The organism is Lentzea aerocolonigenes (assembly GCF_000974445.1).
Taxonomy (GTDB): domain Bacteria; phylum Actinomycetota; class Actinomycetes; order Mycobacteriales; family Pseudonocardiaceae; genus Lentzea; species Lentzea aerocolonigenes.
Map to the genome: position 1 here is coordinate 12,318 of NZ_BBOJ01000037.1, position 19,189 is coordinate 31,506.

Sequence of the window (19,189 nt, forward strand, 5' to 3'; positions counted from 1 at the left end):
ACCTGGTCGTGTCCGTCAGGACTCGAACTTGTAACCGAGACCCCTGACGGTCACCAGGTGACGAGGAGCCGACGGGTCCGGTTCGATCTTCGACCGCAGCCGCTTGACGTGCACGTCCAGCGTTTTCGTGTCGCCGACGTAGTCCGCGCCCCACACCCGGTCGATCAACTGGCCCCTGGTCAGGACGCGGCCGACGTTGCGCAGCAGGTACTCGAGGAGGTCGAACTCCTTGAGGGGCAGGCTGACGTCCTGGCCGCCGACGGTGACGACGTGGCGTTCCACGTCCATCCGCACCGGGCCGGCCTCCAGGATCTGCGGCAGCAGGTCCTCGGACTCGCCGCCGCGGCGCAGCACCGCGCGGATGCGGGCGATGAGCTCACGCGCCGAGTACGGCTTGGTGACGTAGTCGTCCGCGCCCAGTTCGAGGCCCACGACCTTGTCGATCTCGCTGTCGCGCGCGGTCACCATGATCACCGGCACGGCCGAGCGCTGCCGCAGCTGCTTGCAGACGTCGGTGCCGCTCATGCCGGGCAGCATGAGGTCGAGCAGCACGATGTCGGCGCCGTTGCGGTCGAACTCCTCCAGCGCCTCCTGACCGGTGGCCGCGAGCGCCGCGGTGAACCCCTCCTTGCGCAGCAGGAAGGCGAGCGGATCGGCGAAGGACTCCTCGTCCTCCACGATGAGCACCCTGGTCACAGCTCTCCTCCTGAGTCACCCGCGCCAGTCGGCACGAGAGTCGGGTTGGGCTCGGTCGCCGCGGCCGGCAGCCGCAGCGTGAAGGTGGACCCCGTTCCTGGCAGGCTCCACAGCTTCACCTCACCGCCGTGGTTGGCGGCGACGTGCTTGACGATCGCGAGCCCGAGGCCGGTGCCCCCGGTCGCACGTGATCGGGCCTTGTCGACGCGGTAGAACCGCTCGAAGACGCGTTGCTGCTGGTCCTCGGCGATGCCGATGCCGCGGTCGGTCACGGCGATCTCGACGTGCCCGTCCACGAGCCTGCGGCTCACCGAGACGGGACTTCCGGGCGGCGAGTACGCGACAGCGTTGTCCAGCAGGTTCGTCAGCGCCGTGACCAGCAACGACCGGTCACCCGGCACGACGAAACCGCTCGGTTCGTCGGTGGTGATCGAGATGTCGACCGACTCGGCGGCGAGCTTGGACCGCGACAGCGCCTCGTTGATCACGACGTCGATCTCGGTGTCGGACAGCTCCGGCAGCTTCTCCGCGCCCTGCAGGCGGGACAGCGCGATCAGCTCGGTGACGAGCGTGCCGAGGCGGGTGGCCTCCTGCATGATCTTCGCGCTGAACCGGCGGACCTCCTCCTGGTCGTCGCTCGCGTCCAGCACGGCCTCCGCCAGCAGCGCCAGCGCACCGACGGGGGTCTTCAGCTCGTGGCTCACGTTGGCCACGAAGTCGCGCCGCGTCTTCTCCAGCCGCACCGACTCCGACTCGTCCGTGGCGTCGACCACGATGAAGTCCTCGACGAGCTGCCTGACCTCGGCGTGCACCGCCTCGGGCTGCCGTCCGCCGCGCTGGGCGTCGAGCGGCGAGAGGTCGACGTAGACGACCTCGTTGCTGTTGCGGACGGCCTCCGCGGCCTTGCGCGCCCGGTCGTCGACGCGGTTGTTGCGCACGACGCCGAGCTCTTCGGCACGCGGGTTGTGCAGCACGACGTCGCCGAAGTGGTTCAGCACCACGATGCCGTCGTGGGAGTCGTGGACGATCTGCTGGATCAGGTCGCCGACTGTCAGACCGGCCGGCTTCTTCTGGTGGCGCGGGGCCGTGACCCGGCCGACGAAGAAAGCGGCGATCGCGCCGATGAGCGCGAGGCCGATCGACACAGCGAGGTAACCCGTTGTGGTCACGAAGCGAATGGTAAGCAGCTCAGAGGTGTCTTGGCCTAGTGCGGGAGCGTGAACCGTGATACCCGCGACACCTCAGTGGACGGTTGTTCCGTCGCTGGTCAGACGCCGTTCACCCAACCGTGATGCTTCAAATGCACGCGGGGAGCTTTCGTTCACTCCTGATGAACGAAAGGTCCCCGCGTGCAGTAATCAACGGCCCTGGTTGGCCACCGCGGCGATGGCGTCCTTCGCGGCGTCCGGGTCCAGGTATTCGCCACCCGGCTTGAGCGGCTTCAGGTCCTCGTCGAGGTCGTAGCGCAACGGGATGCCCGTGGGGATGTTCAGACCCGCGATGGCCTCGTCCGAGATGCCGTCGAGGTGCTTCACGAGCGCGCGCAGCGAGTTGCCGTGCGCGGCGACCAGGACGGTCTTGCCGGTGCGCAGGTCGGGGACGATCGACGACTCCCAGTACGGGATCATGCGCTCGACGACGTCCTTGAGGCACTCGGTCAGCGGCAGGTCCGGGCCGAGGTCCGCGTAGCGCGGATCGGTGTCCTGCGAGTACTCGCTGCCCGGCTCGATGGGCGGCGGCGGGGTGTCGTACGAGCGGCGCCAGAGCATGAACTGCTCCTCGCCGAACTCCTCGAGCGTCTGCTTCTTGTTCTTGCCCTGCAAGGCGCCGTAGTGACGCTCGTTGAGGCGCCAGTCGCGGCGGACCGGGATCCAGTGCCGGTCGGCGGCGTCCAGCGCCAGGTTCGCGGTCATGATCGCCCGGCGCATCAGCGACGTGTGCAGGATCTCCGGCAGCACACCGGCTTCGCGCAGCAGCTGGCCGCCGCGGCGGGCCTCCCGCTCGCCCTTCTCCGACAGGGGAACGTCCACCCAGCCGGTGAACAGGTTCTCCGCGTTCCACGTGCTCTCGCCGTGGCGGAGCAGCACCAAGGTTCCGACAGACATGGCAGCTAGCCTGCCATGCCGACCCTCCCGCCGTACCCCGGCAGGTCACCGTGACCCACGCCGTGGGATTCGCCGGCGAGCGAGGACGCCGGGCGGCCGTGCACGCGGCCGGCCGCCGAGATGACCACAGCGTGCGGCACGTCAGCCGACCCTCCTGCCGTACCCGGGCCGGTCGCCGTGGTCCACGCCGTGCGACTCGTCGGTGTAGACGTGGATCTCCAGCCCGTCCGGGTCGTTGAAGACCAGCAGCCACCCGATGCTCGCCTCGATCTCCGGCGAATGGGGGATCCCGAGCGCGAAAACGACGAGTGCCCCCGGCACGCCCGCACGGGGTGCCGGGGCACTCGCAAGCGAATCAGGCCTGTTCGCGCGCCCGGAGGTCCTTGCGCAGGATCTTGCCCGACGCCGACTTCGGGATCGCCTCGATGAACTCGACCACGCGCACCTTCTTGTGCGGCGCCACGTGCTCGGCCACGAACGCCATCACGGCTTCCTCGGTGATCGTGGAGTCGGGCTGGCGCACCACGAACGCCTTCGGGACCTCCTCGCCGTCCGCGTCGCGCACGCCGATGACCGCCGCGTCGGCGATCTCGTCGTGGGTCAGCAGCACGGCTTCGAGCTCGGCGGGCGGGACCTGGTAGCCCTTGTACTTGATGAGTTCCTTGACGCGGTCGACGATCGAGACGATGCCGTCGGCGTCGATCACCGCCACGTCGCCGGTGTGCAGCCAGCCGTCGTCGTCGATCGTGGCGGCGGTGGCCTCGGGGTTGTTCAGGTAGCCCTTCATGATGTTCGGGCCCTTGCACCAGAGCTCGCCGCGTTCGCCCACGCCGACGTCGGAACCGGTGGCCGGGTCGACCAGGCGGCACTCCAGGTTCGGGATGATCACGCCGACCGTGCCGATCGAGATGTCGTCGCGGCCGTCCGGGATCGCGTGGCTGACCGGTGACATCTCGGTCATGCCGTAGCCCTGCGCGACCTTGCAGCCGATGCGCTTCTTCACCGCGTCGGCGAGGTCCTCGTCCAGCGGCGCGGCGCCGGAGAAGAGCATCTTCATCGGGGACAGGTCGTACTGGTCGACGATCGGGTGCTTCGCGAGGGCGACGGCGACCGGCGGGGCGATGTACACGCGGTCGGTCTTGTGCTCGGCGATCACGCGGAGGAACTCGGGCAGCTCGAACTTCGGCAGCGTCACGACGACACCGCCGATGTAGAGGCCGTTGTTCATCAGCACCTGCATGCCGTAGATGTGGAAGAACGGCAGCACAGCAAGAATTCGCGTTTCCGGGCCCACATCCGAAAGAATTGGGCCGCACTGCACGAGATTCGCAACGAGGTTGCGGTGCGTCAGCATCACGCCCTTGGGCAACGCGGTCGTGCCGGACGAGTACGGCAGCACCGCGACGTCCTCGGCCGGGTTGATCTCCACCTCGGGCACGGGGTGGTCGTTGGCGAGCAGCTCACCCAACGACGGGTAGCCCTCGGCGCCGTCGAGCACGACGACGTCGGTCACGCCGGCCTTCGCGGCGCCGGGTGCCGCGTTGGGCAGCAGCACGGACACCGTGAACAGCATCTTCGCGCCCGCGTCGTGCAGCTGGTGCGCGACCTCGTCGGGCGTGTAGAGCGCGTTGATCGTGGTGGCGGTGGCGCCCGCGCGCAGGATGCCGTGGAAGACGACGGCGTAGTACGGCGTGTTCGGGCTGAGGATGCCGACCACGTCGCCCTTGCCGATGCCGCGCGCGGCGAGTGCTGCGGCCATGCGGTCGATCGCCCCGGCGAGCTGGCCGTAGGTGAGCGTGGCGCCGGACATGCCGTCGATCAACGCAACCCGGTCCGCCCGGTCGGCTATGTCGCCGAAAAGCAGCTGGTGCAGCGAAACGTCGGGGATCTCGACGTCGGGGAACGGACTGCGAAAGACCATGCGGCGACCTCATTCACTCGCTGAACACCCAGCCTGTGGGCACATCGTGATCCAGCCCACTGGGCTGGTCAAGGTCAGCCGGATCGCTACAGAGACGTTACTTAGCGCGACTAATTACACTCGAATGGAGCAATACAAGCACTTGTGATCGCAAGGATGTATCTGGGAAGTTGATACCGCCTCCGCGAGTCGGCTCCCACGCTTACTCGACGAGCGCGAGGCACTTGCGCGGTTCGTCATCCCCCGTCGGATCGCGCGGCCCGCTTGGGATCCGCAGGCTCCCCCGTCCACGGATCCGATGCAGCGGGGACCTTTGACGCGGAACGGCTCGATGCGACTCCCCCTCTCTCCCGAGCCGTTCCGCGCTCCCCAAAGGCGCACTCTCAGTAGAGCTTGATCACGCCGCTTCGTTCATCCGAGTGACACGCTTCCGGCGTCGCAGCACGTAGACCACGGCTGCCGCGGGAATGCCGAGCGCCACCACGAACGGCAGCATCGCGCCCACGCCGACCAAGATCACGCCCACCACGGTGACCAGCGCGTTCCAGCCACCGGCGAGAGCACCGAAGAAGCCGACCTTCTCCGGCTCCGGCGCCGCGATCGGCACGGTGGCGACCCGCACGGTGAGCGTCGCCAGCGCGACCTTGCCCTTCAACGACTCGCTGCGGCGCTGCATCGACTCGAGGTCGGCCTGCCGCTTCGTCAGCTCGGCCTCGACCTGCGCGACCTCCGAGGTGGACCCGGCACGCTCGAACAGCACGCGGAGCCGCTCGACGCTGGCCCGCTGCGTCGCGATCCGCGCCTCGACGTCGACCAGCTGGTCGGTGACGTCCTCGCTGCGCACCTCGCTCCGCGTGACGTCACCGATGTCCACCAGGTCCCGCACGACCTTGTCCAGCTCGTTCGACGGCACCCGCACGGTCACGGTCCCGGAGTCCTTGGTCGAGTTCTCCTCACCGGCGAACCCGCCCGCTGCCTGCGCCCGGTCCTTGATCCGACCGATCGCCTTGAGCACGTCGTCGCTGCGCAGGTCGACGTTCGCCGTGCGCACCAGCTGCCGTTCCTGCTGCTGCACCTGCACGGCCGACTGCGCGTTCTCCTGCTGCGGCGCCTTCTGCTGCGCCACCGGAGGTGCGGCTGCGTCCTTCGCCGACCCCCCACTGCTCATCGCGCCACACCCCGCTGAAACGAGGGCCAGCAACGCGACTCCCACCACCAGCACTGGTCTGCCCATGCCCGTCCGACGGTTCAGGGCTGACCGGCGGTTGCCGCGGAAGCCGAAACGAGTTGCCCACTACTCCGAAACGAGATGTTGGAACGCCTGGAGGTTCGCGAGCGACTCACCGCGCGAGACCCGCCACGCCCACTCCCGGCGGATCGCGTCGGCGAACCCGATCTCGAGCAACGGGTTGAAGTCGCCGTCCGCCGCCTCCAGCACCTGCCCGAGCACGCGGTCCAGCTCGTCCGCGGTCACGGCGTGCTTGCCGACCCGGCCGACCAGGTAGATGTCGCCCTCGGCGTCGATCGTGTAGTGCACGCCGTACAGCCGTGCGTTGCGACGGAGGAGGAACCGGTAGACGTCCTCGAACGACTGATCAGGCCGCCGGCAGACGAAAGCCTCCACGAGCAACGCGTGCGTCGTCTCGACCAGCCACACGTTGGTCTGCAGCTTCTTGGTGCCCGGCAGCGTGACGAAGAACTTGCCGGGCTCGCGCCGGTCGTACTTCAGCTCCCGTTCGTCCAGAAAAGCCTTGATCACGTCGTCAATCGAGTCGCTCAAGCGAAAACCTCCCGGCGGAACGCGTCTGCCGCCTCCTGGTACCCCGCCAGCAGCGAGTCAGTCGTGCGGTCCCACGAGAAGCGTCGCGCATGCCCCACCGCGTTGCTCGCCAGGTGCTCGCGCTGCGGCAGCGCCACCCCGCTGATCGCCGCCGCCCACTCCTGGGGTTCGTGCCCGTGCACCAGCACGCCGGAGATGCCGTCGTTGACCGCGACCGGCAGCCCGCCGACGGCCGCCGCGACCACCGGCGTCCCGCACGCCTGGGCCTCCAGAGCGACCAGTCCGAACGACTCGTTGTAGCTCGGCACCGCCACCAGGTCCGCGGCCCGGTAGACCTCCGCGAGCGCGGGCCCCGGCTGCGGCGGCAGGAAGCGCACCACGTCCGTGATCCCGAGCTGCACGGCCAGCTCCTCCAGCGCCTTCGGCCGTTCCGTGCCACTGCCCGACGGACCGCCGACGATCAGCACGACCAGCCGCGAGCGCAGCCCCGGATCGCGGACCAGCATCTCCGCGGCCGCGCGCAGCAGCACGTCAGGAGCCTTCAACGGCTGGATCCTGCCGACGAACGCCAGCACGATCGCGTCCAGCGGGACGCCCAGCGAGTGCCTGGCCCTGTCGCGGTCGCCGGGGGTGAACCTGTCGAGGTCCACGCCGGGCGGCACCACGACGACCTTGGACGCGTCCGCGTCGTAGAGCTTGATCAGCTCGCTCGCCTCGATGTCGGTGTTCGCCACGAGCCGATCCGACTCGCCGACCACCTGCTCCTCGCCGATCACCCGCATGCGGGGCTCCGGCGCGTCGCCCTCGGCCAGCGCCAGGTTCTTCACCTTGGCCAGCGTGTGGGCGGTGTGCACGAGCGGCACGCCCCACCGTTCGCGCGCGAGCCACCCGACCTGCCCGGACAGCCAGTAGTGCGAGTGGATCGCGTCGTAGTAGCCGGGCTCGTGGCGTGCCTCGGCGCGCAGAACGCCCGCGGTGAACGCGCAGAGCTGGCCGGGCAGCTCCTCCTTGCCCAGCCCCTCGAACGGCCCCGCGGCGACGTGCCGGACGCGCACGCCCGGCGCGAGCTCGGCCACGGGCGGCAGCTCGGACGACGTGGCACGGGTGAAGATCTCCACCTCGACGCCCCGCTGCGCCATCCGCGTGGCCGTCTGCACGATGTAGACGTTCATCCCGCCGGCGTCACCCGTCCCGGGCTGCTCCAGCGGCGACGTGTGCACCGAGAGCACCGCGACGCGCTTCATCGGACGAACCGCTTCAGGTCACTGGCGAACCTCTCGGGCCGCTCCAGGAAGGGTGCGTGCGCGGTGTCGGGATACAGGCTCAACTCGGCTCCGGGGATCAGGGCGGCGGAGTACTCGGCGGCAGCGGGAGCGACCACCTCGTCTTGAGTTCCGTGCACCACGAGGGTCGGCACGTCGACGCCTGCCAACACGTCAGCGCTGCCCACATCCCTGCGGAACAGCTCACCTCGCACTTTATGGCTCACGGAGGTGGCGGCGGCTGTGAGTTCGGCGACCGTCTCAACTGGCAGAGCAGGCGCCATGTCCCGGCAGAACCGAGCCATCGCGGCGTCTTCGGTGATAGCGGCGGGCAACGCGGCCCGCATCACGGGCCCGGTCTCGCCTCCTGGGCGACCGCGGCCGATCTCGGTGATGGCGCTCACGAACACCAGCGCGGTGATGTTCGACGTGCCGTGGAAGCGCAGGTAATCGGCGATCACGAGCCCGCCGTAGGACCAGCCGACGACGGTCGCGGGCCCGGTGTGGTCGAGCACGGCCCTGAGGTCCTCGGCCCACTCCGAGGAGTCCCGGTAGTCGCCGAAGTCGTCTGACTCGCCGTGTCCGCGCAGGTCAACGGCGTACGTGTGGAAGTCCGGCAGATCCCAGACAGCGCCCGTCTGCGCCCAACCGTGGACGAGCACCACCGGTGGCGCGCCGGGCGGACCTGCCTCACGAACGGCCAGTCGTCCCCCGCCGGCCGCCGTCACGTGTGTCAGCTGCACACATGCACGAACGACCATGTCGAGGCGCGCATTCCCGCTGTTGGAGAGTACGCGGGGACCTTTCGTACTCTCCTGAAGTACGAAAGGTCCCCGCGTACTGCAAAGCAGCGGCTACTTGGCGGCGGACTTCTCCTGCCACTGCGCCCACGGGATCTGCCAGTCGTACCAGTCGAACTGGGCCGGCAGCGTGGTGATCGAGCCGGTCACCTCGACCGGGTCGCCGATCATCGCCGAGTCGTAGTACGCCTTCGCGTCGGCTTCCAGCAGGTTCGCGCAGCCGTGCGAGGAGTTGACCTTGCCGATGTTGCCCGCGTTGTCGTTGTTCTCGTGGATGAACTCGCCGTGGTTGGAGAACCGGACGGCCCACTTCTTCACGACGTTGGTGTAGCCGTAGCGCGGGTTGTCGAACGAGAACGTGTCGTTCTTCGACATGACGACGAACGTGCCGTTCGGCGTCGTCAGCTCGGGGTCGGCGTCCTTGCCGAAGGAGGCCGGGTACGAGGCGACCTGCTGGCCGTCGCGCAGGACCACGAGCTGGTGCGTCGGGTTGTCGATCTTCACGACCTGGTTGCGGCCGATGTCGAACTCGGAACTCACGTCGGCCTTGCCGAACGCGCCGCCGCCGTAGTTCACGCCGTAGAGCTTGGCCTCGACCTTGATGTGGGTGTTCGCCGGCCAGTACTTCTCCGGCCGGTAGTGCACTTCCTGGGCGCTGAGCCAGGCCCACGTGCCCTGGACGTTCGCCGAGTTGGTGACCTTGAGGGCCTTCTCGACGGTGGCCTTGTCCTGGACCGGCGCCTCGAACTTGACCATGATCGGCGCCGCGACGCCGACGGTCTGGTTGTCGCCGGGCCAGAGCGTCGCGCGGGTCTGCGAACCGGGCGCGACGGTGGTGAACGAGCCCTTCAGCTCGACGGGCTTGCCGTCGGTGCCGACGACCTTGCCGGAGTAGCTGTACGTCTTGCCGTAGCCCAGCGGCTCGGCGGCGGTCCAGCCGGACTTGTCCTCGGTCAGCGTGCCCTTGACGTCCTTGCCCTCAGGCGACTTCACCGCGACGGACTCGATCTTGCCGTCCACCACGGTCACCTGCACAGGCGCCGTGACCTGCACGTCCTTGGTGCCGTCGACCGGGGACAGGGTGACCTTCGCGGACGGCAGCGAGCTGTCCGCCTTCGGTGACCCCGCCTCGACACTCGAGCAACCGGTCAGCAGCGTCAGCCCAATGACCAGCGCGGCAAGTGTTCTCTTCACGGTTTCGACCTCCCACCAGAGTGGACGTCCAGACCCCCACCACGGTGTGAGTGACGTCGGTCACACCCGGTTCGGCCGCCTACGATCGAAGCCGTGAATCGACCTGTCGCAGTTGTGACCGGAGCCAGCGCGGGCATCGGCGAGGCCACCGCACGGCGGTTGGCCGCCGAGGGCTTCCACGTCGTGCTCGGCGCACGTCGTCTGGACCGTCTCCACGTTATCGCGAAAGAGATCGACGGGACGGCCATCGAGCTGGACGTCACCGACGAGGCCTCCGTCGCCGCTTTCGCCTCTGAGGTACCCACCGCGAACGTCCTCGTGAACAACGCGGGTGGAGCGCGCGGGCTCTCGACCGTCGCCGAGGGCAACCCGGACGAGTGGCGCTGGATGTGGGAGGCGAACGTCCTCGGCACCCTGCTCGTGACCAAGGCCTTCATCCCGAAGCTGATCGCGTCGGGCGACGGGCACATCGTGTCCGTGACGTCCGTGGCGGCACGTGACGCGTACGACAACGGGTCGGGCTACACCAGCGCCAAGCACGCGCAGTCGGCGCTGCACCGGACGTTGCGCGGCGAGCTGCTCGGCCAGCCGGTGCGGATCACCGAGATCCTGCCCGGCATGGTCGAGACGGACTTCTCCGCCAACAGGTTCGACGGGGACACCGAGCGCGCGGCCAAGGTCTACCAGGGCCTGACGCCGCTCACCGCCGACGACGTGGCGGACGTCATCGCGTTCGCGGTCACCCGGCCGTCCCACGTGAACATCGACGAGATCGTGCTCAAGCCGCGGGCTCAGGTCTCCGCGACTCGGGTACACCGGGTGTGAGCAGCTCCACGTCCAGCTGACGCAGGACGGGTCCGACGGGGTTCGCGTACCCGGTCGGGCCCGTCCCCGCCACGTACAGGCCGACGACCCGGTTGTCGGCGTCCACGAGGACGGCGCCGCTGTCACCGTGGTCGCCGAAGCGTTCGGACGAGTAGACCCGGATCTGGTCGCGCAACGTCCTGACGCCGAGCCCGTCGCCGAAGTCGAGCCGCAACGTCGCGTCGGTCGACGTGATCACGCCGTGCGTGAGTCCGGTGGTGCGGCCGCGTTTGCGCACGGTCGAGCCGACGACCGCCTCCGCACTGCCCGTGATCGCGCCGACGTCGAGCACCTCGGCGCGGATCGGCCGTGCACCCATCCGCAGACCGGCCGCGCAGACCGAGCCGGCCAGCGCCGCGCGGTCGAGCACCGCCACCTGGTCGGCACCGGGCACACCACCGTCCACTCTGGACGGATGCACGAACTCGTCGCCGACCGACCACGAGTCGTCGACACAACCGACGTGGAACGTGGTGAGCCCCAGCACTTTCCGCGCGTCGTCCCTGGTGACGACGAACGCGCCGAGGGTGCCGGCGATCACGTACTCCCCGGCCACCGGGACATCGGGCGGGACGACCCTGAAGGACCGGGCGGGCCCGATGCTGAGACCACCGCGCAGCACCGGATGCCGTTCCGCCGCAACGGGTTCGGCCGTGCGGGTGACCCGTGCGCGGTGCAGCACCACCGACTCGGCGACCACGTCCGTCGGCACGCCGCCGACCTCGGGCGGGATCTGCTGCGGGTGCAGTGGACCCTTGGCGCACACGTAGACCACGATCGCGGCCCGGCCCGTGGGGCGTCCGCCGGTGACCTTCTCGCCGATGTCGACGCCGATCACACCCGGCCGGGACAGGAACTCGTCTTCGACCATGCGCTTGATCGGCCTGATGACCTCTCGCGCGTTCTCGTCGAGGTAGCCCACAGCGACCTCCCGTTCCCCTGAGGGGCCCTACCTCAATAAAACACGCCGGGTAGCGATTGGTCACATAGAGTCACCCGAACAGACCTACAGCTGAACGCCTACGAAGACCGGTTCCGGGTGCAGCTCCACGCCGAACGCCGCCCGCACGCCGTCGCGCACCTCGCGGGCCAGGTCGAGCAGGTCCTCGGTGGACGCGCCGCCGCGGTTCGTGAGGGCCAGCGTGTGCTTGCTGGACAGCGACACCCGGCCGCCGGGGCCCTGGTGGCCCTTGCGGAACCCGGCGCGCTCGATCAGCCACGCGGCGGAGAGCTTCTTCTGGCCGGGGCCCGCCGGGTAGACGGGGACGTTCACGTCGGCGCCGAGACGTTCGGAGATGCGGATCAGCACGCTCGCGAACGTCGCCTCGTCGATGATCGGGTTGGTGAAGAACGAGCCGGCGCTCCACGTGTCGTGGTCGGTGGCGTCGAGCACCATGCCCTTGCCGCGGCGCAGCTCCAGCACGGCCTTGCGGGCCTCGTCGGCCGGAACGCGATCACCTTGCGCCACACCGAGAACGCGCGCCAGTTCGGCGTAGCGGATGGGGGCGGACATGCCGCCGGCGGTCAGCGAGAACCTGGTGCGCAGCACGACGGCGTTGTCGGTGCCCTTGAGCACGCTGGTGCGGTAGTCGAGGCCGAGCTTGGCGGCGGGCACCTGGTGCACCTTGCCGCTGCGCCGGTCGAGGAGATCCACCGACTGCAGCACCTGGGAGATCTCGACGCCGTACGCGCCGACGTTCTGCACCGGCGTGGCGCCGTTGAGGCCGGGGATGCCGGACAGGCACTCGAGGCCGCCGAGCCCCTGCGCGACCGCCTCGGCGACGACCGCGTCCCACTCCTCGCCCGCCTCGACGGTGAACTGGACGATCCCGCCGCCCAGCGGGTCGAGGCGGAAACCCTTGGTGGCGACGTGCACCACGGTGCCGTCGAAGCCGCCGTCCGAGATCACGAGGTTCGATCCGCCGCCGAGCACGAGGACCTTCTCGTCGGTGGCGGCGTCGGCTGTTCGCACGGCTTCGACCAGCTCAGCAGCGGTCGTGGCGTGGACGAACCGCGCGGCCGGGCCACCGAGTCGGAGCGTGGTGCGCTCGGCCAGAGGTACGGACTGCGTGGTGGTCACAGGCGTCAACGGTAGCCTCCGCGACATGGCACGCCGCATCGAGCACCACACCACGTCACCCCATTCGGCGGAGAAGGTCTTCGGCGCGTTGGTCGACGAGACCTATCTGCGTGACCGGCTGACCGAGATCGGCGGCACGAACGCCGAGCTCGTGATGTTCACCACCACCGAGGTGAGGACGTCCTACCAGCTCAAGCAGGGTGTGCCCGCGGAGCACCTGCCGTCGATGGCCAAGTCGCTGCTCGGCGGCGACCTCGTGATCCAGCGGATCGAGAACTGGGCCGCGCTCGCGGGCACCGTCGAGGTGACGCTGAACGGCGTGCCGGGGCGGCTCGACGGCGCGTTCACCATCACGGACAACGGTTCCGGTTCGAAGCTCACCCTCACGGGGGAGGTCAAGGTCAGCATCCCGCTCATGGGCGGCAAGCTCGAGAAGCTGATCGCCGAGCAGGTCGCCGTGCTGCTCGACAAGGAGAGCGAGTTCACGTCCGAATGGCTCGCAAACCGCGGCTAGCGGCCGGCCGGGCCCGTGCGCTCGGCCTGCCGACGCGCGGCACGACCAACCCGAACCGCCTGCGCAGGGTCGACCGGTGGATGACCGGCACGCTGTCCTCGTTCTTGGCTTCGGCGACCGACCCGCTGGTGGTCGACCTCGGGTACGGGTCGTCGCCGATCACCACCGTCGAGATGGCTCTGCGCCTGCGGTCGGTGCGCCCTGACGTGCGCGTGCTCGGGCTGGAGATCGACACCGACCGGGTCGAGGCTGGCAAAGCCGTGGCCGACCCGCCGTGGCTGGACTTCCGGCGCGGCGGCTTCGAGCTCGCGGGGGCGCGGCCGGTGCTGTTGCGCGCGTTCAACGTGCTGCGCCAGTACACCGAGGAGCAGGCGTTCGAGGCGTGGGACACGATGCTGTCCCGCATGGCGCCCGGCGGACTGGTCGTCGAAGGCACCTGTGACGAGATCGGCAGGCGCTGCACGTGGGTGACGCTGTCCGCGGACGGGCCCTTGCGGTTCACGCTGGCGTGCAAGCCGTCCGGCATCGAGGTGCCTTCCGACCTGGCCGAGCGGCTGCCCAAGGCGTTGATCCACAAGAACGTGCCGGGCGAGCGCGTGCACGCGTTGCTGACCGAGCTGGACGCGTGCTGGGCCACGGCGGCGCCCTTCGCGCCCTTCGGGCCTCGTGCGCGGTGGGTGGAGTCGGCACGGCTGCTCGCTTCTCGGGGCTGGCCGGTGGTGGACGACCGGCGGCGTTGGCGGCTGGGTGAAATCTCGCTCGAATGGGCCGCCGTCGCGCCGTAGGGTTTCGTCGTGGACTTCGTCGCGGAGATCGAGAAGCAGGCTTCGGCGATGCGCACGGCGTGCGTGCAGGCGGGCCCGGAGGCCCCGGTGCCGACCTGTCCGAAGTGGACGGTGCACGACCTCGTCACGCACCAGGCACGCGTGCATTCCTGGGCGGGCAAGGCGTTGGCGACACCGCCGAGCAACGAGCCACCCCGCCCGGACGAACAGCCGTCCGCAGAAGGCCCCTCGGCGTGGGACGACCTGCTCACGTGGTGGGACGAGCGGCTGGCGATCCTGCTGGACCGGTTGCGCACGACCGCGCCGGACACTCCCGTGTGGACGTTCAACGGCGAGAACGTGGCGTCGTTCTGGGCCCAGCGCCAGGCGCACGAGACCGCCATCCACCGCCTCGACGCCCTGCACGCCGTCGGTGACGTGCCGACGCTGCTGTGGACGCCGGAGTTCGCGGCCGACGGCGTCGACGAGTACTTCACGCGGCTCATGCCCCGCGCGGTGAACCGCGTGCCGATCGACGTGACCGGCACGATCCTCTTCCACGCGGCCGACGCGGGCCGCACGTGGGAGCTGCGACTGACCCCCGGTGAGCCCGTGGTCGTGAGCCCGGCTCAGGACGCGGCCGTCGACGAGGACGCCACCGTGGCAGGCACGGCAGACGCGATCTATCGCGCCGTGTGGGGCCGTCCGAGCCCCGCGATCGTGTCCGGGAACCGGGCCCTGTTGGACGGACTGCGCAGGCCGTGAATACTTCTGCGGCGTGTCATCGCCTGAGCGTCGCTATGTGATCACCTTCGGCTGCCCGGACCGCACCGGCATCATCGCGAGGATCTCGTCGTTCCTCGCGGAGCACGGCGGCTGGATCGTCGAGGCCGCGTACCACACCGACCCGGAGACGGGTTGGTTCTTCACGCGCCAGGAGGTCCGTGCGGACTCCCTGCCGTTCGACGTGGACGAGCTGCGCACGCAGTTCGCCGAGGTGGCCGCCGGTCTGGGCGCGCAGTCGACGTGGACGGTGACCGACACGGGCGTGCGCAAGCGCGTGGTGATCCTGGCGTCGAAGGAGGGCCACTGCCTCTACGACCTGCTGGCCCGCGTGGCGACCGGCGAACTGGACGTCGAGGTGTCGGCCGTCATCGCCAACCACCCGGAGCTCGGAGACATCACCCGAGCCCATGGCATCCCGTTCCACCACGTGCCGTTCCCGGCGAACGACCCGGAAGGCAAGCAGGCAGCGTTCGCCCAGCTGCGCCAACTGGTCGACAAGCACGACCCGCACGCCGTGGTCCTGGCCCGCTTCATGCAGATCCTGCCGCCCGAACTCTGCGCGGCCTGGTCAGGCCGCACGATCAACATCCACCACAGCTTCCTGCCGTCGTTCATCGGCGCCCGCCCGTACCACCAGGCACACCGACGCGGCGTGAAGCTGGTGGGCGCGACGTGCCACTACGTGACGGCGGACCTGGACGCGGGCCCGATCATCGAGCAGGACGTGCTGCGCGTGCACCACGGCGACTCGGTGGCAGACATGGTGCGCAAGGGGCGGGACATCGAGAAGGTGGTGCTGGCGCGCGGGCTGCGGTGGCACCTGGAGGACCGCGTGCTGGTGCACGGCAACCAGACGGTGATCTTCTGAGCGCTTACCAGCTTTCCTTGCGATAGACCGTCTTCTCGCTGAAGTCCTCTTCTGGCTGCACGGGCTGTTGCTCGGGGGCCGGCGGTGCTGGGACCGACACGTCGGTGTCCAGCTCGTTGGCGTGGCTGCCGGTGACCTGGCGGAACTCGTCGAGCACGTTGGTGGCCGCCTGTTCGCGGGCGGTCCTGGTGAGGGCGAGGATCTTGGTGGCCAGCTCGGTGTGGCCCTCGATCTTCAGGTCCAGCAGGGCGCCGTTGGGGGCGACCGTGACGGTGACGGACTTGTCCTCGGTCGTCACCGTGGTGCCTGCCGATTCGAGGTTGCGGCGGAAGGCGGCGGCGTTGCGCTGGAGCTCGGCGGTCTTGGCCTCGAAGTCGGCGAGCCATTCGTCCGGGGTCATCGTGGTGCTCATTTCTTGGTGGGGCGGGGGCCGTACTTCTGCGCCAACGCGTCCGGGTCGTCGAGTTCGATCCGCTTCCGGCTGATGGCGTTGTCGGGACCGGTCGGGCCTGTTACCGGCGGTTTCACTTCTGAGAAGACCGCGACGTGCACCGACACGTTTTGCCAGGTGCCACGCCAGTAGTCACGCCTGGCAATTTCCTCGAGCTGCTCGACTGACGCCTTCGCGGACTCATCGCGCACAATCGCGTCCACGTAGAGCACCTGCCCCTGGTCCAGGCCGTGCCGGTACTCGTATTCGGCGTTGACGACCTCGGGCAGTTCTTTCCAGTCGGCCACGATCTGCTTGCCGACCCCTTCGACGTCCTCGTAGTACTGGTTGGTGATGTTGCACCCAGCCAACACGAAGGCCAGGGAACCCGCGGCCAAGGCCTTACGGAAGCTCATTCACACCCTTCCTCGCGACGTGATACCTCTGCAGCTGTGATTTCTCCGGGTCGCCGCCGGTGAAGGCTCCCATGCTGTCGCGGTAGCGCTGGACCGATGGATCCGTGCTCTTGTCCAGAACGCCCGCCGCATCGGTGTAGTTGCCACCGATCGCGTGGTTTCCGCCGAACGTCCCCGTGTTGTTGTCGAACGTCACCGTCGTTCGATTGGGACTGTCCGGGTTATCGCTCGCATCCAGGTGCGGGACGATATCGTTGCGGTTCTCCAGCGAAAGCACCTGCACATCGCCAGGAACGTCGATGCGGCCGACTGGCGAGCCTGCGGTGACCACGTGGGTCACGTTGTAGCCGTTGGCTTTCAGGTCGCCGGTCGCCTGGGCGGCGACGATGCCGCCCTGACTGTGCCCGACCAACATCACCGGAGCACCCGTGTCGTCGGCTCCAGCGCGATCGAGCGCCTCCTGGATTCCCTTTTGCAGCACCGTGTTGTTGCCGGCCATTGCGTCGACATTGACGCCCAGGTCGTTGGCGCTCGCCACCTGGCCGGGCAGTGGCCAGTCCTTCGTGCCGGGCACGTCCACGACGTAGCCGGTGACGTTGTTGTTGGCGTCCTTGATGATCCGGACATCGATGTTGCTCGGATCAGGCTTGACCGTCGGGTCGTTGCGCTCGTTCAGCCCGTTGAGCAGGTCCTCAAGGTCACGCGGCGGGTTCTTGTCCTGCAGCCGCGGCTCGATTTCTTTGACCACGGCCTCGCCGTCCGGGTAGGTGGCGGCGAGCAGGTCGAGTGTGGTCGCGAGGTCGACCGGGATGCCGAGCGCGCTGAGCATGCCCGGCGACATGCCGATCAACGTGTCCACCATGCCGGGGTGGTCGACGAGCCACTTCTCCCAGTCGCCGTCGTAGTTCAGGTAGACGTCGGCAGCAATCCCGCCACCACCCACCAGAGCGGCACCAAGAGGGTTGGTCGCCACCGCCAGACCGCCGAACCAGCGCGCAGCGTCCAGGCCCTTGGCGGCCAGTTCGTCGGCCATCTCGTAGGCGATCCTCGACGCCTTGAAGGCCTCACCGCGCAGTCCGATGACGGCAGACGTGGCGGTGAGCCCGCTGGGTCCGTCGAGGGCGACGGCCATCGCCGCCTCGAACTTCACCACGCCGCCGGGATTGAGCAGCGAGGAGGCCAGCACGTCCGGCTCGACCAGGAACTTGTGCCCGGCGGCCGCGATCTTGAGGGTGTCGCCGGCGACGTCGCTCGTGAGGTCGCCCATCGCGGCGAGGTCCTCGTACTTGGCCTCGACGCCGCCCGCGCCGCCTTCGACCTGGATGTTCTTCACCGTCATGCCAGTGCTCCCGCCACTGCGGGCGCCACCCAGGTGCCCAGGCCTTCGCGTTCAACCGGTTCCACGCGCACCATCCGGCGTCCCGTTCCGTCCGGTTCGGGGTCCAGGCCGCTCCAGCCACCCGCCGTGTGCACCCAGTTGACCTGGGACGTTCCGTTGGCCCAGATGACGAGGCAACGCAGGGCACCGTCGGTCTGTTCGGCGACGTTCTGCGCCAGCGATGCCTCAGCGCCGGACAAACCGAGTTGAGCCAGCACAGCGGCCGGGGCGTCCGGGTCGGCGGCGCGGAACAGCCTGGCCGCGCCCATCTCCTGCAACGCTTCCAGCGGCAACCGGCCCCGCAGCGGCTGGGCGTCCTCGGTGCCGCCGAGTCGCGACTCCAGACTCGTGCCGGCGGGGTCTGCCCGGGGCACGGCGCGGATCAGTTCCTTGCCCAGGTCGACGGACGCGAACATGGACAGCTCGACCGCGCCGTCGCCCAACGCGAACAGCGAAGCACCCAACGGGCCGTTGACCGCGTGGACGCTGTGCGAGCTCTTGGCACCGATGGACGCGATGGTGTCCAGCAGAACCGTTGGCCCGGCGAGGATCTGCAGGTTGCGCTCCACCGACGGGTGCACCTCGGCCTCTTCACCGACACCGGTCACGACGCGTTTCTTGGTGAGACCGGCCTCCGCGGGACCGATCGCGACGTCGTCGGCCGGCATCCAGTCGGGCGGCAGGTCGACGCCGGTTTTCTCGACCAGGTAAGCGAACTCGCCGGCGGACAGCACCAGCCGGTGCGGCGCCGGGGTCACGCGGGCACTCCCTGACCGCGCAGGTACTCGCCGACCTCGAGCCACGCCTTGTCGCCGTGCGGCGGCAGGTTGTCCGGGCCCCACTTCCAGCCCGTCCAAGGCGGTTGCGGCGGTTGCGGTGGCTGCCCCCCGCCGAAACCGAGGGCGTCGGCGACACCGTTCGCGATGTCTCTCACGGCGTCGTTGAAGGCGTCGACCGCACGGTTGAAGGTGTCGATCGCACTCTTGAACCAGCCGGTGACGGCCTCGGCGATCCGCTTGATCGCGGCGATCATCTCGCGGACCTCCTGGGCGTGCTGCCGCAGCACCGCCGCCGCACCGTCCAGGTCCTCCGCAGTCCGGAACAGCTTGCGCTTGTCGCCCTCGACGGTCTCGCGGCAGCGCTCCGCCGCCACCGACTGCCACTGCATCCGACGCGCGTTGTCGGTCAGCTCGGTGCCGTGCGTGCGAACCGACTCCGCACGCTTCTCGATCTCGCCCGCGATGCGGTCCAACTCGTCCGGATTGCCGTACACCGGTACCTCCGTTCACTCGCGGTGAGCAAACCACGACGGAAAGCCGTGTCGCGCAGCG

At 69.1% G+C, this 19,189-nt stretch carries 23 protein-coding genes; 5 read left to right on the forward strand and 18 right to left on the reverse strand.

Annotated features, from left to right (window positions below; translation table 11 throughout):
• Window positions 1-15: 15 nt before the first annotated feature.
• From AOM45_RS45895 to AOM45_RS45940, 11 genes are all read right to left on the reverse strand, one after another.
• Window positions 16-696 carry a response regulator gene (locus tag AOM45_RS45895; protein WP_030473114.1) on the reverse strand — a complete coding sequence of 227 codons (681 nt, stop codon included), beginning with the start codon at window positions 694-696 and terminating at the stop codon, window positions 16-18.
• Complete coding sequence (locus AOM45_RS45900) at window positions 693-1,865, reverse strand: sensor histidine kinase (RefSeq protein WP_030473115.1); 1,173 nt, start codon at window positions 1,863-1,865, stop codon at window positions 693-695. The genes AOM45_RS45895 and AOM45_RS45900 overlap by 4 nt, the downstream gene beginning before the upstream one ends.
• 189 nt (window positions 1,866-2,054) lie before the next feature.
• Window positions 2,055-2,801, reverse strand: coding sequence for a phosphoglyceromutase (locus AOM45_RS45905; RefSeq protein WP_030473116.1), 747 nt, complete (start codon window positions 2,799-2,801; stop codon window positions 2,055-2,057).
• A gap of 5 nt (window positions 2,802-2,806) precedes the next feature.
• The gene (locus AOM45_RS53620; RefSeq protein WP_269083682.1) at window positions 2,807-2,941 is read right to left on the reverse strand and encodes a hypothetical protein; all 135 of its coding nucleotides are present in this window, start codon (window positions 2,939-2,941) and stop codon (window positions 2,807-2,809) included.
• Window position 2,942: 1 nt separating this feature from the next.
• The gene (locus tag AOM45_RS45910) at window positions 2,943-3,122 is read right to left on the reverse strand and encodes a hypothetical protein (RefSeq protein WP_035913642.1); all 180 of its coding nucleotides are present in this window, start codon (window positions 3,120-3,122) and stop codon (window positions 2,943-2,945) included.
• A gap of 34 nt (window positions 3,123-3,156) precedes the next feature.
• On the reverse strand, window positions 3,157-4,722 hold the full coding sequence (locus tag AOM45_RS45915; protein WP_030473118.1) for a 4-coumarate--CoA ligase family protein: 1,566 nt from the start codon (window positions 4,720-4,722) through the stop codon (window positions 3,157-3,159).
• 397 nt (window positions 4,723-5,119) lie between these two features.
• Entirely contained in the window at window positions 5,120-5,890 is a 771-nt protein-coding gene (locus AOM45_RS45920) for a DUF4349 domain-containing protein (RefSeq protein ID WP_162185763.1), read from the reverse strand.
• Window positions 5,891-6,016: 126 nt separating this feature from the next.
• Window positions 6,017-6,502 (reverse strand): type III secretion system chaperone family protein, encoded by a 486-nt coding sequence (locus AOM45_RS45925; RefSeq protein WP_030473120.1) that lies wholly within the window; start codon window positions 6,500-6,502, stop codon window positions 6,017-6,019.
• Window positions 6,499-7,746, reverse strand: a complete 1,248-nt coding sequence (gene mshA / locus AOM45_RS45930; RefSeq protein WP_030473121.1) for a D-inositol-3-phosphate glycosyltransferase — start codon at window positions 7,744-7,746, stop codon at window positions 6,499-6,501. The genes AOM45_RS45925 and mshA overlap by 4 nt, the downstream gene beginning before the upstream one ends.
• Window positions 7,743-8,507, reverse strand: coding sequence for an alpha/beta fold hydrolase (locus tag AOM45_RS45935; protein ID WP_236704077.1), 765 nt, complete (start codon window positions 8,505-8,507; stop codon window positions 7,743-7,745). The genes mshA and AOM45_RS45935 overlap by 4 nt, the downstream gene beginning before the upstream one ends.
• A 111-nt stretch (window positions 8,508-8,618) precedes the next feature.
• The gene (locus AOM45_RS45940; protein ID WP_030473123.1) at window positions 8,619-9,758 is read right to left on the reverse strand and encodes a L,D-transpeptidase; all 1,140 of its coding nucleotides are present in this window, start codon (window positions 9,756-9,758) and stop codon (window positions 8,619-8,621) included.
• Window positions 9,759-9,851: 93 nt separating this feature from the next.
• Here AOM45_RS45940 and AOM45_RS45945 point away from each other — a divergent pair, with 93 nt between their 5' ends.
• Window positions 9,852-10,583 (forward strand): SDR family oxidoreductase, encoded by a 732-nt coding sequence (locus AOM45_RS45945; protein ID WP_030473124.1) that lies wholly within the window; start codon window positions 9,852-9,854, stop codon window positions 10,581-10,583.
• Here the strand turns inward: AOM45_RS45945 and AOM45_RS45950 are convergent.
• Both AOM45_RS45950 and AOM45_RS45955 read right to left on the reverse strand, forming a co-directional pair.
• Window positions 10,537-11,544 (reverse strand): chymotrypsin family serine protease, encoded by a 1,008-nt coding sequence (locus AOM45_RS45950; RefSeq protein WP_030473125.1) that lies wholly within the window; start codon window positions 11,542-11,544, stop codon window positions 10,537-10,539. The two genes, AOM45_RS45945 and AOM45_RS45950, sit on opposite strands and share 47 nt — an antisense overlap.
• Before the next feature lie 84 nt (window positions 11,545-11,628).
• Window positions 11,629-12,729 carry a UDP-N-acetylmuramate dehydrogenase gene (locus AOM45_RS45955; RefSeq protein ID WP_051784682.1) on the reverse strand — a complete coding sequence of 367 codons (1,101 nt, stop codon included), beginning with the start codon at window positions 12,727-12,729 and terminating at the stop codon, window positions 11,629-11,631.
• On the opposite strand from AOM45_RS45955, the gene AOM45_RS45960 reads away from it, so the two are divergent.
• The 4 genes from AOM45_RS45960 to purU are packed head-to-tail and all read left to right on the forward strand — an operon-like array spanning window position 12,728 to window position 15,634.
• Window positions 12,728-13,216: a DUF2505 domain-containing protein gene (locus AOM45_RS45960; RefSeq protein WP_030473127.1), complete on the forward strand. Its 489-nt coding sequence runs from the start codon at window positions 12,728-12,730 to the stop codon at window positions 13,214-13,216. The genes AOM45_RS45955 and AOM45_RS45960 overlap by 2 nt on opposite strands.
• A complete protein-coding gene (locus AOM45_RS45965) occupies window positions 13,195-14,001 on the forward strand; it encodes a hypothetical protein (protein ID WP_030473128.1) in 807 nt (268 codons plus the stop codon). The genes AOM45_RS45960 and AOM45_RS45965 overlap by 22 nt, the downstream gene beginning before the upstream one ends.
• A 9-nt stretch (window positions 14,002-14,010) precedes the next feature.
• Window positions 14,011-14,745 (forward strand): maleylpyruvate isomerase family mycothiol-dependent enzyme, encoded by a 735-nt coding sequence (locus AOM45_RS45970; protein WP_030473129.1) that lies wholly within the window; start codon window positions 14,011-14,013, stop codon window positions 14,743-14,745.
• Window positions 14,746-14,782: 37 nt separating this feature from the next.
• Complete coding sequence (gene purU, locus AOM45_RS45975; protein ID WP_304607989.1) at window positions 14,783-15,634, forward strand: formyltetrahydrofolate deformylase; 852 nt, start codon at window positions 14,783-14,785, stop codon at window positions 15,632-15,634.
• A gap of 4 nt (window positions 15,635-15,638) precedes the next feature.
• On the opposite strand, the gene AOM45_RS45980 is transcribed toward purU, so the two are convergent.
• Genes AOM45_RS45980 through AOM45_RS46000 form a run of 5 tightly spaced genes read right to left on the reverse strand, consistent with a single transcriptional unit; the run spans window position 15,639 to window position 19,131 of the window.
• Window positions 15,639-16,034, reverse strand: coding sequence for a YbaB/EbfC family nucleoid-associated protein (locus AOM45_RS45980; protein WP_051784670.1), 396 nt, complete (start codon window positions 16,032-16,034; stop codon window positions 15,639-15,641).
• 8 nt (window positions 16,035-16,042) lie between these two features.
• Entirely contained in the window at window positions 16,043-16,480 is a 438-nt protein-coding gene (locus AOM45_RS45985; RefSeq protein WP_156094400.1) for a hypothetical protein, read from the reverse strand.
• Window positions 16,467-17,819 carry an esterase/lipase family protein gene (locus AOM45_RS45990; RefSeq protein ID WP_051784671.1) on the reverse strand — a complete coding sequence of 451 codons (1,353 nt, stop codon included), beginning with the start codon at window positions 17,817-17,819 and terminating at the stop codon, window positions 16,467-16,469. The genes AOM45_RS45985 and AOM45_RS45990 overlap by 14 nt, the downstream gene beginning before the upstream one ends.
• A complete protein-coding gene (locus AOM45_RS45995) occupies window positions 17,816-18,616 on the reverse strand; it encodes a hypothetical protein (RefSeq protein ID WP_030473134.1) in 801 nt (266 codons plus the stop codon). The genes AOM45_RS45990 and AOM45_RS45995 overlap by 4 nt, the downstream gene beginning before the upstream one ends.
• On the reverse strand, window positions 18,613-19,131 hold the full coding sequence (locus AOM45_RS46000; RefSeq protein WP_030473135.1) for a putative T7SS-secreted protein: 519 nt from the start codon (window positions 19,129-19,131) through the stop codon (window positions 18,613-18,615). The genes AOM45_RS45995 and AOM45_RS46000 overlap by 4 nt, the downstream gene beginning before the upstream one ends.
• Between the last annotated feature and the right edge of the window lie 58 nt (window positions 19,132-19,189).